Here is a 12545-nt window from a genome sequence, read left to right as displayed (position 1 = left end):
GGCTTGGCGATTGTTTTACTTTGCTTGGACTTAAGTTTTTAATATAAAAATCGAGATATGCCTAAGGACGAGAAAGAAATTCAAAAAGAGAAGCAAGGGCTTAGCGAGCAGGCTATTAACCATAGAGAAACTGACGGAGTCGATATAAATCATCAAGTGAAACAACGTCGGGAAAAACATCAACCACGTGACAATGCTTAAGCTATAATTGTAGTTTGAAATTGAGCGCGATTGAAAATCGCGCTTCTGTGTATCCTACATAAATTAGCAGAATCCACGATGTGTATATGTCATTGCCACAAAACGATAACAAGAGAATATAATTTGAAAAATAGAATTCAATGGCCTCAGGTTTTTTCGCATTATTGGATGATGTCGCCACATTAATGGATGACGTAGCCGCGATGAGCAAAGTTGCCGCTAAAAAAACAGCGGGAATACTTGGCGATGATCTCGCTGTCAATGCCGAAAAATCCTCAGGTTTTGTGTCTTCAAGAGAACTTCCTGTTTTATGGGCAATAACAAAAGGCTCATTTCTAAACAAAGTGATTATTCTTCCCGTCGCCTTCCTTTTGAGTGCATTTCTGCCAATAGCCGTAACGGTCATCCTGATTTTAGGCGGATTATACCTGGCCTATGAAGGGGCCGAAAAAATTTATAAATTTATAGTGCCCCATTCCCATGATAAGGTTACGGTCAAACCCGGTAATTTATCCGAGGAAGAAATTCTAAGTATGGAGAAAGAAAAAATCAAATCGGCGGTGGTAACGGATTTTATTCTTTCCATCGAAATAGTCATCATTGCCTTGGGTACCGTTGCTCAAGAGACTATTTGGATTCAGATTATGGTAACGACGATAATCGCCATCATCGCAACGGTAGGTGTTTATGGCATTGTAGCGCTAATTATTCGAATGGATGAGTTCGGGGCGAAATTGATCGCTTTCAATGACCGCGATGACAGTTTCTCCGATACCGTTGGAAGAATTCTTGTAAACGCCTTGCCTTATGTTATAAAAAGTCTCTCCGTAATCGGCACTATCGCTTTGATTCTTGTTTCTGGGGGAATATTTGTACATAACATCCATTTTCTGCATGATTTTATTCCCAATTTGCCCATGATTTTACAAGAATTTGTGGTCGGACTTATCATTGGCTTCATAATGCTAGCCATTGTGAAAGGAGTGAATTACATTTGGAATAGAACCAAAAGCCGAAGTTGATGAAAAATCTAGTGGAGAAATCAAAAAACCATATTGCCGAGCTGCTATCGGAACAATTGGGTAAAAATTACCTATTTCATACTTTTTCCCAATCCAAAAAAATAGCGACACGTGTTGAGGAAATCTTAAACAGCTATGAACCCAAAAATCTTGATCATACAGATGTCCTAGTCGCAGTATGGTTTCTCAATGCAGGATTTTCAAAGGGATATGAAAAACATGTGGCATCAAGTTGCGAGTTGGCAGAAGACTTTCTTAGCAAAATAAATGCAGATAAGTCAACTATCAACGCGGTTACCGATTTAATCAAAGCAGCATGGAGCGATGAAGAGCCGTCAAATGAGAGTGAAGCCATAGTCAAAGATGGTCGCACATCATTTTTCGCTTCGGATGATTTTGAGGAGTTGATGGAATTGTTGCGTATGGAAAAGCAAAACCTGAACCAGAACCCTCCCCCACTACAAGAGTGGCGTAATGAGTACATTGAAACGTTCCGAACAAAACATCGTTTCTACACAGATTATGCTAAAGAAAACTGGCAGCCACAAAAGGAAGAAAACCTCATATCGCTTATCGGGGCGGCATCCAAGGCCGTAAAAAAGAGAAATAAAGAGAAGTTAAAAGTCAAACTTAAAAATCAAAGTCCAGAAAGGGCGATTCAGTCGTTGTATCGAACACAATTGAGAAATCATCTGAAGCTGAGTGATATTGCCGATACCAAGGCCAATATTTTATTATCTGTAAATGCCATCATTATTTCCCTGCTCCTGGCCAATCTTATCCCAAAATTAGGCACGCCGAACAATTCCTATCTTATTTACCCGACCGTCATATTTGTGCTATTTAGCATCGCTTCAATGATAATGTCCGTGATGGCAACCCGGCCAAAAATCGAGAATAAAAATGTAGTTGACGGCGAAATCAGCAAGAAGGACACAAACTATCTTTTCTTTGGTAATTTTCATGCGATGCAACCCCAACAGTTTAAAGAGAAAATGCGCGAAATCATACAAAGTAAGGAAACAATTTACGACTCGCTGAGCATGGATTTATATTTTCTGGGAAAGGTTTTAAAAACCAAATATCAATTACTTCGGTGAACGTACACCGTTTTTATGATAGGCATCGTACTTTCCGTAATTGCGTTCGCTTTCGCCCTAAAATATTATGGAATGGAACAAGAAATAATCGACGCAGTTACTCCTGACCCCCAATGATAATAAATTGAACTTTTAGGATAACAATTTATCGCAATCGGATTATAATGTACACCTTCATTTCCCTAATTTGATTGCACGTTTTATTAATATTTAATTAAGGTAAACCTTCAATAAAATTGGAATGGCTAATAACCTAATCGATGAACTGAATAAGATTTTGACCAATACTTTGAACTATCAGGAAGCGCTTTCAAGTTTAGCCGAATCCGTGAGCCACGAACCCACAAAAGATAAACTGGTCGAATTTGCAAGAGTGGCCGAAAAGGAATCTAAAACTTTAATGCAAGTTATTTCTGAAAATGGTGGCCAAATCGAAAGTACGGCCCGTCAAACGGATCAAGAGGCGATTTCTTGGATGCCACGAACATCGCCCGACCCTTCTAATATGCAGTCGGTCCTGGAAAGTTTGATCGAAGCCGAAAGAAATAAAGAAGGGGCTTACCAGAAGCTGCTTTCCCATGAGAATATTTCCCGTAAGATGAAAAATGCGCTAAAAAATCATCGTTTGGAAGCTGAAGCTAACCTAAAACACTTTCAAAGTGCCTTGCAAGCAATTGAAAAGAAGCAGGACTAAAATTTTATAGCGATTATCGACTTAATTTTTAATTTTCGAAACGGTTTATTAAATTATTCCCGCGCCACTAAACCATCAAAACAATTATATGACAATCTATCTTGCAGATGATGATGAGGACGATAGGATTTTTTTTAGGGATGCCTTCTCGGACATCCCATCAGACTCCGAAATAAGCGAATTCACAAATGGAGTCGCCCTCTTAAAGGCACTTCATGATGCTAGCGAGTTGCCCGATGTTATTTTCCTTGATTTGAATATGCCCTTGATGGATGGCTTTGAATGCCTCGCGGATATTCGGGATATTAAAAAATTTTCCAAGATTCCGGTAATCATCTATTCAACCTCTTTTCATAAAAAGGAAGTGGAGAGATTACAGGAAATGGGAGCTACCAAATATCTCAAAAAACCTTCGTCATTCAATCAACTGAAAACGTTATTGAACAAAAGTTTGCAGGATGTCAAAGCATTGCAATCTTCAAAGAAAGATACCTCTGAGCAATCGTTTTTGGTGGAATAAAATTGTGAGCGCACTTTGGCTAATTTCATCGATAGTTTGCCATCTTCAAATTTAATATTCGTGAAGGATGGTTTTTCCGATAGGCATTGAGAATTTGCATTGTATGATAGGTTTGCTTTCGAGGGGTTATCAAATCGACCATCTCATCAATGGAACAAATCTGTTGCGATATATCGGCGAACCCAAAACCCTGATACACCCCATCAAGTACAACCACAAAACTCGCTTCTCCAAGCTTTCGTCCCTTATTTTGGATTAAGTAACTATCGGTATTCGCCTTGAGGGAGGCAAATGCGCTTTGAGCTCTTTTATTGTAGTTCCCTATTTCCTCTTCACTATTGCAAACTCCGGCACAATTTGGGAATTTGACGTGGTTACATTTACCTTTTTTTCGTTGCAGACCCGTAAACTTGGGACAAAGACTGAATTTCTCGCACAAGACTTCCAGCTTTTTCTTGGCAGCGCCTTTGGTAAAGAACAGCTCGGTAGGTTCGTATATGGCAGGACATTCCTCGACCGTCAATTGTAGTATTCCCTTCTTATTCCGATATGATTTTATATGATAAGCGATATAGTTTTTTTTCTGGACACTATTGTACTCGGGCGTGTGTTTCTTTATCAAGTCGGATTCTAATAAAAGTGCCACCAGCTCGCTACCGGAAAGTTCAAAATCAATAGAAAAGGTTTGCGAACATAACTCTACCTCCTTGGGTAAGTTGCTTTGAAAATGGCTCAACACCCTTTTTTTGATATTTTTCGCTTTGCCGATATAAATAATCTCGCCGTCGCTACCCTGAAATTTATAGACTCCAGGGTTCTCTGGAAGCTTTTCAAACTGCCCATTCCCGATATGAGTAGGCAATTTTATCTTTGGTTTGTTAGTTTTAAGGGCCATATCGATTACCTTAAAATCATCATCCAATAAAAGCAAACGTTGGAATAAGACTACCGTGGCATTCGTGGCCGCTTCCGCACGTCTATCGATTAAGGGAATGCCCTGAGTACCGCATAAGTTCTCTAACTTATAGGAAAGCAGATTAGGAATCAATCTTTTGGCCAATCGAACCGTACAAAGTTTGGGCCGTTCATAATTATAGCCTAGATACCTAAATTCGGAGCGAAGAACATAATAGACAAACGATACATCATGGGCTACGACAATAGCGTTATGGGTAAGTAGATCAACTTTCTCGGCAATCTCAGCAAAGTTTGGTCTATCAAGAACCATCTCGTCATCGATGCCGTTCAACTTAGTCATGTATTCGGGAATGTGCTGCTCGGGATTGACCAAGGAAACAAATTTTTCCGCAATCGCGCCGTCCTCGATTCGTACAATGGCGATTTCGGTAATGCGATTATTCCGGATACTTTTTCCCGTAGTCTTCAAATTCACTACCGCAAACGTTCTTTGTCTTTCCATACAGTCAGAATACAAAAATAGCAACGGAATATGGATATTTTACAAAATTTAGGAGTTATTCCTATTCATGCGGCGTACCATGCTTATCTTTCAAATATTCATAGATGGCATATTGTGAGCGAACCGGAATTTTATTGTCATGTGGGACATACATGTTGCTCGAATTTTCATCCACAATTCGGGCTTTAAAATTATCTTCAATTTGAAAGTCCAATATTTGTTTTAATTCCAAAAAAGCGGCTTTGTCCAAAATAGGTGTAATCACTTCAATTCGCTTGTCCAGATTGCGTGTCATCCAATCGGCACTGCCCATAAACATCTCCTCCTTACCATTATTATGGAATAAAAAAACGCGGGCATGTTCCAAAAACCGATCAACAATGCTAATCACATTTATATTTTCGCTTTGTCCCTTTACCTGCGGTATCAGACAGCAGAAGCCCCTAACTATCAATTTAATATGAACTCCAGCATTACTCGCTTGATATAGCCAGTCGATCATTCGCCTATCCTCCAAGCTGTTCATTTTAGCAATTATACAGGCCGGAAGCCCATTTTTGGCATTATCGATTTCCCGTTGAATCAATTTTTCAAAAGCAATTCGGGCATTGAAAGGAGAGATAATAAGTTTTTTCAGTTTGGGTAGTAGAAGCTCTCTTTTTAACACCCTGAAAACCTGTTCAAGGTCTCGGATCAATTTCTTATCGGCCGTAAAAAGGGCATGGTCACAATAAATTTTGGCCGTTTGAGCATTAAAATTTCCAGTACCGATATAGGCATAGCCTTTCAATTTCCCTTCGCTGTTCCGACGTTGAATCAACAGAATTTTAGAGTGTACCTTGATGTTCGGAAAGCTATAAAAAACCTTGCCCCCGTTCTCCTCGAATTTTCTCCCCCAATTGATATTGTTGGCTTCATCGAACCGAGCTTTGGCTTCGACAAAAATATTTACCGCTTTTCCATTCTGCAAAGCTTTCAACAATGCGGTGGTCAATTTGGATTCTTCGGCAATTCGATATAGCGATATATGTATGGACACAACCTCGGCATCCATGGCAGCCTCCTCCAACCATTGTTCTACATAATGAAAATCCTGATAAGGAAAATGTAGTAAGCAGTCGCGTGCACTGATAAGGTCAAAAAAGTTTAACGAACTTTCAAAATCATTATGTTTTAAAGGGGGCATCGGTTCAAAATGAAATTGGGGGTTATCGGTGGGATCGGAAAAGGCCATAAAATCGCTGAAATTATGCCTTTCGCCTCCTTGCATCATATCCACTTTCCCGAGATTCAGGCGTTTTCTGATGGCCTTTAGAAATCCTGCATCCGTATTTTGTTCATATAGGAATCTTGTTGGTTGCCCTACCTTCCGTTTTTTCAAGGATGCATAAATCTGTTCGACCCAATCCCCTTCATATTCGTCATCAAGATAAAGTTCGGCATCTTTTGAAATTTTAATATTCGCGACTTGCTGAATCTTATCATCAGGGAATATTTGGTCTAAATTTAATTTTACTATATCCTCTAGATACGTATAGCAGTAAGTACTATTATCAGAGGAAGGTATTTCGATGAATCTGCCGAATTTTTCCGATGGTACCTCAACGAAACTCAAATCGCTCGAACTCCCTTTTTTGAAGATAGCGACATATTGACGACCCTCCTTAAATGCGTCTATATCGAATTCCTCTCCGGTAAGAATGGTCAATCCCTTGGAAATTTGAGAATCAAAATAATTTCGTAATTCGGATTTTTGGGCTTCCGAATAACCATTAATGCCAACAAAGGAAATGCCTTGCGAACGGAGTTCGGGGAGGATTTGTTTTTGAAAAATGGCACCGAATTCTTCTTGTTGCAGATGAACCTGAAATATTATTTCCTTTAGAAGTTTGTTGGGTTTTAAGCCCAATGGCTTACGAACTTTTTTCTCGACCTTCTTAAGTTGTCTCAACTTAGAGACGCGCACTCGAAAGAATTCGTCTAAATTCGAGGAGAATATCGCCAGAAATTTCAATCGCTCGAAAAGCGGATTTCGTAAATCGGAAGCTTCTTGCAATACTCTATGGTTAAAGCGGAGCCAATCGATTTCCCGATTTTTATATCTGACTTCTTTAGAATTCTGTTTGGCGAACATTATATAATTTAGAAAACGAAATTAGGCAATATGAGGTTCGCAGTTTGTTATGAAACCATTGGACATTAGCTCAAAAGATACTTTAAACTTCGGAAAATTAAATCAACCCGAACTCAACTGAAATCCATACCCGAAGAAAGGTCGATGGTATTGGGAGTTTCCGCGTCGCGAACTTTTCCGAATTGATGGGCAATGGTTTTTTGTTCGACCAAGGCATCTGGCAATTCATTCAAAAAATACGTTTCGGCATCGGATGTCTTTTGACCTCCTGGAGTGGGTAGGGCACGATTGTGCACGGCCGTAATCGATGATGTATTGCGTGTCAAAATCAATCGGTTCTTGGCACGGGTCATGGCAACATAGAGCACACGGCGGTCTTCTTCGATTTCCTCTAAATTATCCAACGACCAGGCCGATGGAAATGCCTTTGGGGAAACATTCAGCACAATACAAACATCGGCTTCCAAACCTTTGGCGGAATGGATGGTCGAAATAATTACGTGGTCTTTATTTTCTGCCGTGTTCAATTTTGATTCGCTCAAGACGTTGACCCCGTTCATTTGTTCCGAGTTGTCCAATAGGCCTTCCCCAATGAATTCGCCCAAGGTTGGGTAGCTGTCGGCCAACAATCTTAAAACGGGGAAATCGCCCTTACGCTTTTCCTCCCAATCACGACGGTAGCGAAAGGCCAGACCCAGTGCCATAGCCTCGTAAGCCATATCGACCATTTTACCGACATCGTCTTTTTCTTTAATGGATTCATACAACTCGGCTATTTTTTTTCCATCTTCTCCGGGCATAGCGTTTTGGAAAATACTGGGAATTTCCTCTACATCGATTTTTTCAATAACCTGTTGCAGAATCCGCGAAGCGCGTACTTCCCCAATGCCTTCTTGAAAGGTTAAAAACCGAATCCAAGCGATCTCGTCATAAGGATTGTTTACGATGCGCAACAAGGAAACTAAATCCTTTATATGGGCCGCTTGCATAAATTTACGCCCTCCGTAGGTAACATAGGGAATCTTCCTTCGGATAAAGACCGCTTGCAAGGATTTAGCGTAATACTGCGAACGGGATAGTATGAGATGGTCCGAAAACATTCGGTCTTCATCGGTATAATTTTTTAGGATCTCATCGGCGACCCAATTCGCTTCTTGCCATTCATCGCTCACATTGACCAATTGCGGAAGTTCTCCAGTACCACGGATTGCTTCCAGCTTTTTGTTGTATTCAATCGGCGACTTTTCCAAGAGCCAATTTGAAATGTCGAGAATCTCTTGCGTAGATCGATAGTTTTTTTCCAATTTATAAACCTCCGATTCCGGGACGCGATCTTTGAAAAGATGTACGTTCTTAAAATCGGCACCGCGGAAGGAATAAATCGATTGTGCGTCATCCCCCACACAAAAAAGTTTGCAAATCGAAACAAAAGGGTCTAGCAAAGTCCACTGCAAGGGATTGGTGTCTTGCATCTCATCCACCAAAAGATATTCTATATGTTGTGCTAAAATCGACCGTGCCTCTTGGTTGTCCTTCAATTGGGTCGCCACGACCAACAAAAGGTCATCATAATCCAAATACCGCTGCTCTGCTTTCTTTGCCTGATACGCTCGAAGCAACTTTTCAACATGCGGCTTTATTGTTTTCAGTTCGTAATCGGTGTCCCCATCCTTTCTGTTCTTGAACAGTTTTTGGCGTAACGATTCGGTCAGGCTCTTTTTCGTATTACGTGCAAAGGAATAGACATCAATGAGTTCTTGCGGTTTTATTCGGAGTTTGCCGAATTCCAGATTGTGGTTTCCACAGACCATTTTCATGATGCTCAACTGGTCATCGGGGTCGATAACCGTATAACTTGCCGCACCGAATAAGTTCGGAAACCGTACGATTAATTGATTGCACCACGAGTGAAAGGTTGCGCCGCTTAAATTATTTCCGTTTGATTGCGGTAAGGTCGATTTGACCCGTTCAACGATTTCGTTGGCCGCCTTTTTGGTAAATGTCAGAATCTGGATTTTCGAAGGGTCTACTCCGCGTTCGATAAGATAAGCGGCTCTGGCAATTATCGTCCGGGTCTTACCCGTTCCGGCACCTGCCAGCACCAAAAGGTGTTTGCCATTGAATTCAACGGCCTTTTGCTGGCCGTCATTAAGTTTGTGATCTGATTGCATAATTGAATTAGGGGAAATCTTTTGGAAATACAAAGTTACGGGATTAATGGCGTTTCCTAAAACGATCCTTGCGGAATAAAAAAGGCCGCCACCCAACGGCAACGGCCTTCTTGAACGAGGAAAATTGAAAATACCTATTTATTAAGATTTGTGGAAAATTTGAAGTAATTACAATTCGATTGCATTTTAATAGTCTAGATACACCATAATACAATTCTTCAATAAAATGTTCGCCTTAAGACTTTTTACGTCCGCCCTCTTTGGTTTCCTTTATTTCGTACCACCTTTTATCGGTGTGTTTGGGGTCCGCACTCTCCTTAGTGGCCGACTGACCTGTAAACGCATCGTTCTGTTCTTTTTCTACTGAATTCTTTTTATCATCCATATCTTATCGTTTTAAATTATCAGTTTTAAAGATACATCTGTTATCTACCGAATTTGAACCCTATAAATCTTAATGTGTGCTTAAATTAAGGTTTTACGAGGTTTAATGCCCGTAAGTTTCTCTTTTAGGAAAACAATTAAAATTTCCAGTTTTAGCGTCAACCAAAAAATCGTGTTTCCAATAGATTTGCCTTGACTAGAAATGTAATCCTCAATGGATTGGCTGGTCAATAAAGCAAATTATTAATTTAAAACACGAAGTATGAAAAAGTTAAAATCGATTACAATGGTTTTGGCCTTAATGTTGACGGTCGGCGTGGCTGCCCAAAACGCTGATGACCAACGCATTATGGACGATGCCGAAGAAGCAAAACAAGAAATGCTGACCAAGGATAGCGGCTTGGAGAACTATTTTGATACGGCCGAAGGCTACGTAATTTTCCCAAATGTGGGCGAAGGTGGATTCATTATCGGAGCCGCCTCCGGAAACGGCGTCGTCTATGAAAATGGAACTGCCGTTGGGATGGCGAATCTCAAAAAAGTCGATGTCGGTTTTCAAATTGGTGGCCAGGCGTTAGCGGAAGTCATCTTTTTTGAGACCGAGGATGCGCTCAATGAATTCAAGACCGATGAATTTACCTTTTCGGGCGAAGTTTCGGCAACCGCCGTTAAACAAGGCGTTTCGGAAAATCTGAATTATAACGATGGCGTTATTGTGCTGGCGATGCCAAAAGCCGGACTTATGGCCGATGTTTCGGTCGGTGGACAAAAGTTTACCTATACGCCAATGAATGAATTAGATCAATAAGAATTTTTAAATTCCAAAAACTTAAAAGTCGGCCCAAAGCCGACTTTTTTTATGCACCAAAAATTGAAAATCAGGCTGCATGTTTTCGACATTCATGTGCGCAGGCCAAACAAGATGCGGCGCAAATCTTACAATGGTCGTGATCGTGCTCTTTACACTGTTCGGCGCACCATTCGCAAACCTCAGCACATAGTCGTGCGTACTCAGGCGCAAACCTGCTATCGGCTATCATAAACTTTATACAAGCCAAGCACGCCTCGATACAGAGCAAACAACAGGTCGGACAATCGTTGTGGCTCTCTTTCCCTGCCATTTCAGATAGGCAATTTTGGCAATCCGTCCAACATTGTTGGCACGCTTTGATGCAACTTTCATAATTTGAGATCATAGTTTTGGATTTTTTGGGATGTTTTGTCAAATGAATTTTAAAACATCCTTGATTAAACATTTAATATATCAACAAAAAAAGCCCCGATAGGGGCCATACTTTTTAAAACATAACTGTGAACGTTCCATATCATCGAACATCTTCCATGGACTTGATTTTTTCCAAATCCTGTTGGATCCAATCACGTTGCTTTCTTATAATTCCTGCGGCCACTGTGGGTAGGTGGGTGTCCGCAAGCACCTCGTTGTATTCCTCTACCGCGGCCTTATCGCCCCGAATCGCTTCTTCCAACATCGATTCATCGTCATCTGCCGAAAAAAAGGCTTTCATATCCATCCAAGCGCGGTGCATAGAGCCTGTGGTGCTTCCTTCAATTCCGTCCCTGGTCTTTAGGTCGGGTACGGAAGCTTTCAATTCGACCAAAAAATTCCGTCGCTCCAAAGCCTTGTTTTGAAAATAGCTTTGCAACCCGATTTCCTCTGCGTTTTCGGCCGCTTTTTCATAGCCTTTTATCGCATCCTCGTTTTTTTGAATGATGTCGTTTAGACTATCCTCGATTTCTTTAATATCCGTATTCATCTTCAATAATTGTTTCCGGTAACTTTATTTGCCTACCGTTTGGCATCTCCCTAAAATTAGCTGCTGCCGTTAATTTGGATTGATGCAATAGCCCGACTTATGAACTCAAAACGTTCTACGGTCTATTTTGTAATCGCTTAATGAAACTTTGTACATCTTGATGAGACAATAGAGATACAAATATCAAGTGCCAATCGTTTATCCAAAAGCAGATTCAACCGATCCCCCATCGATACGGATATTCGTTCCATTAATAAAACTGGCGTGCTCCGAACAAAGAAAGGCTACTACCGATGCGACTTCTTCCGGTTTGCCCCTGCGCTCCATGGCTATGTGGGGCCGTTTATTTTTAACGAACCAATCGACAGCTTCCTCGACCGAACAGTCGCGCTCCTCGGCAAGCTCTTCCATCATAGCATCGGTCATCGGGGTTTCAATGTAGGCGGGAGAAATGCAGTTAAATAGAATATTTTCCTTGGAATATGCTCTTGACAGGCATTTGGAAAGATTGATGATTCCCGCCTTGCAAGCGTTATACGGACTTTCTTCTTCATACGGTTGAAACGCATTTTCAGAGGAAACCAATATCATTCGCCCCCACTTCAATTTTTGCATTTGGGGGATGAAGGCGCGTGCCACTCGCACCGCCCCCATTAAATCGACCTCCATGGTTTTCATCCAATCGTCATCGGTCAGCTTTAAAAAATCGTCCGCCGCTCCTCTAGCCCCAGCGGAATGATAAATTATATGCGCCCCACCGAATTCTTTATCAATTTGTTCGGCAAGCTTTAATACTTCATCATTGTTTGAAATATCCGCTGCAATGCCTTTTACACTAGCACCTTGCTCGCACTCCTTTTCAACTTGGTCAACAGCGTTTTGAAGACCCTCATTATCCTCTTTATCGGACAGAACTACATTGACGCCTTCCCGTACCAGAAATTTCGCCGTTTCTATACCCAAACCGGAATCACCTCCCGTAATTAAAGCTGTTTTTCCTTTTATTTTTAAATCCATTATTGCAATTTTTAATTGTTTAAAGAAATTATTCTAAGCGTCAAAAGTAGTTTGAGGGTGTTGGTTTGCTTTGTCCTATAAAATTGATTACAAACCCATTTACCAAT

The 12545-nt window shown here is 40.9% G+C and carries 12 protein-coding genes; 6 read left to right on the top strand and 6 right to left on the bottom strand.

Features of this window, described 5'->3' with window-relative positions:
- Positions 1-57: 57 nt before the first annotated feature.
- The 5 genes from HYG79_RS14845 (at position 58) to HYG79_RS14825 (ending at position 3537) form a co-directional block, all read left to right on the top strand.
- A complete protein-coding gene (locus HYG79_RS14845; protein WP_179242850.1) occupies positions 58-201 on the top strand; it encodes a hypothetical protein in 144 nt (47 codons plus the stop codon).
- Positions 202-341: 140 nt separating this feature from the next.
- Positions 342-1223 (top strand): DUF808 domain-containing protein, encoded by an 882-nt coding sequence (locus HYG79_RS14840; RefSeq protein ID WP_179242849.1) that lies wholly within the window; start codon positions 342-344, stop codon positions 1221-1223.
- On the top strand, positions 1223-2323 hold the full coding sequence (locus HYG79_RS14835; RefSeq protein WP_179242848.1) for a Pycsar system effector family protein: 1101 nt from the start codon (positions 1223-1225) through the stop codon (positions 2321-2323). Before HYG79_RS14840 ends, HYG79_RS14835 begins: the two co-directional genes overlap by 1 nt.
- 241 nt (positions 2324-2564) lie before the next feature.
- Positions 2565-3017, top strand: a complete 453-nt coding sequence (locus HYG79_RS14830) for a hypothetical protein (protein ID WP_179242847.1) — start codon at positions 2565-2567, stop codon at positions 3015-3017.
- Between the two features lie 88 nt (positions 3018-3105).
- Positions 3106-3537 carry a response regulator gene (locus tag HYG79_RS14825; RefSeq protein WP_179242846.1) on the top strand — a complete coding sequence of 144 codons (432 nt, stop codon included), beginning with the start codon at positions 3106-3108 and terminating at the stop codon, positions 3535-3537.
- 25 nt (positions 3538-3562) lie between these two features.
- Here HYG79_RS14825 and HYG79_RS14820 read toward each other — a convergent pair whose 3' ends face one another.
- The 4 genes from HYG79_RS14820 to HYG79_RS14805 all read right to left on the bottom strand — a co-directional run bounded on the left by HYG79_RS14820 (position 3563) and on the right by HYG79_RS14805 (position 9647).
- The gene (locus tag HYG79_RS14820; RefSeq protein ID WP_179242845.1) at positions 3563-4957 is read right to left on the bottom strand and encodes an exonuclease domain-containing protein; all 1395 of its coding nucleotides are present in this window, start codon (positions 4955-4957) and stop codon (positions 3563-3565) included.
- 61 nt (positions 4958-5018) lie between these two features.
- Positions 5019-7091: a polyphosphate kinase 1 gene (ppk1, locus tag HYG79_RS14815; RefSeq protein ID WP_179242844.1), complete on the bottom strand. Its 2073-nt coding sequence runs from the start codon at positions 7089-7091 to the stop codon at positions 5019-5021.
- A 113-nt stretch (positions 7092-7204) separates the two neighbouring features.
- The gene (locus tag HYG79_RS14810; protein WP_179242843.1) at positions 7205-9262 is read right to left on the bottom strand and encodes an ATP-dependent helicase; all 2058 of its coding nucleotides are present in this window, start codon (positions 9260-9262) and stop codon (positions 7205-7207) included.
- Positions 9263-9497: 235 nt separating this feature from the next.
- On the bottom strand, positions 9498-9647 hold the full coding sequence (locus HYG79_RS14805) for a hypothetical protein (protein WP_179242842.1): 150 nt from the start codon (positions 9645-9647) through the stop codon (positions 9498-9500).
- 261 nt (positions 9648-9908) lie between these two features.
- On the opposite strand from HYG79_RS14805, the gene HYG79_RS14800 reads away from it, so the two are divergent.
- Entirely contained in the window at positions 9909-10454 is a 546-nt protein-coding gene (locus HYG79_RS14800) for a lipid-binding SYLF domain-containing protein (protein ID WP_179242841.1), read from the top strand.
- Positions 10455-10971: 517 nt separating this feature from the next.
- Here the strand turns inward: HYG79_RS14800 and HYG79_RS14795 are convergent.
- The gene (locus HYG79_RS14795) at positions 10972-11421 is read right to left on the bottom strand and encodes a ferritin-like domain-containing protein (RefSeq protein WP_179242840.1); all 450 of its coding nucleotides are present in this window, start codon (positions 11419-11421) and stop codon (positions 10972-10974) included.
- Between the two features lie 198 nt (positions 11422-11619).
- Positions 11620-12438 carry an SDR family NAD(P)-dependent oxidoreductase gene (locus HYG79_RS14790; RefSeq protein WP_179242839.1) on the bottom strand — a complete coding sequence of 273 codons (819 nt, stop codon included), beginning with the start codon at positions 12436-12438 and terminating at the stop codon, positions 11620-11622.
- Positions 12439-12545 lie beyond the last annotated feature (107 nt).

Source organism: Costertonia aggregata (genome assembly GCF_013402795.1).
In the GTDB taxonomy this organism is placed as follows: domain Bacteria; phylum Bacteroidota; class Bacteroidia; order Flavobacteriales; family Flavobacteriaceae; genus Costertonia; species Costertonia aggregata.
Note: the sequence above shows the minus strand (reverse complement) of the source record. Positions and strands in the feature narration are given on the sequence as shown.

What these genes read in the sequence shown, in the direction of transcription:
- HYG79_RS14840 (WP_179242849.1), top strand. Translation starts at nt 342, where the DNA reads ATGGCCTCAGGTTTTTTCGCATTATTGGATGATGTCGCCACATTAATG.
- HYG79_RS14805 (WP_179242842.1), bottom strand. Translation starts at nt 9,647, where the DNA reads ATGGATGATAAAAAGAATTCAGTAGAAAAAGAACAGAACGATGCGTTT.
- HYG79_RS14810 (WP_179242843.1), bottom strand. Translation starts at nt 9,262, where the DNA reads ATGCAATCAGATCACAAACTTAATGACGGCCAGCAAAAGGCCGTTGAA.
- HYG79_RS14845 (WP_179242850.1), top strand. Translation starts at nt 58, where the DNA reads ATGCCTAAGGACGAGAAAGAAATTCAAAAAGAGAAGCAAGGGCTTAGC.
- ppk1 (WP_179242844.1), bottom strand. Translation starts at nt 7,091, where the DNA reads ATGTTCGCCAAACAGAATTCTAAAGAAGTCAGATATAAAAATCGGGAA.
- HYG79_RS14790 (WP_179242839.1), bottom strand. Translation starts at nt 12,438, where the DNA reads ATGGATTTAAAAATAAAAGGAAAAACAGCTTTAATTACGGGAGGTGAT.
- HYG79_RS14830 (WP_179242847.1), top strand. Translation starts at nt 2,565, where the DNA reads ATGGCTAATAACCTAATCGATGAACTGAATAAGATTTTGACCAATACT.
- HYG79_RS14820 (WP_179242845.1), bottom strand. Translation starts at nt 4,957, where the DNA reads ATGGAAAGACAAAGAACGTTTGCGGTAGTGAATTTGAAGACTACGGGA.
- HYG79_RS14825 (WP_179242846.1), top strand. Translation starts at nt 3,106, where the DNA reads ATGACAATCTATCTTGCAGATGATGATGAGGACGATAGGATTTTTTTT.
- HYG79_RS14795 (WP_179242840.1), bottom strand. Translation starts at nt 11,421, where the DNA reads ATGAATACGGATATTAAAGAAATCGAGGATAGTCTAAACGACATCATT.
- HYG79_RS14800 (WP_179242841.1), top strand. Translation starts at nt 9,909, where the DNA reads ATGAAAAAGTTAAAATCGATTACAATGGTTTTGGCCTTAATGTTGACG.
- HYG79_RS14835 (WP_179242848.1), top strand. Translation starts at nt 1,223, where the DNA reads ATGAAAAATCTAGTGGAGAAATCAAAAAACCATATTGCCGAGCTGCTA.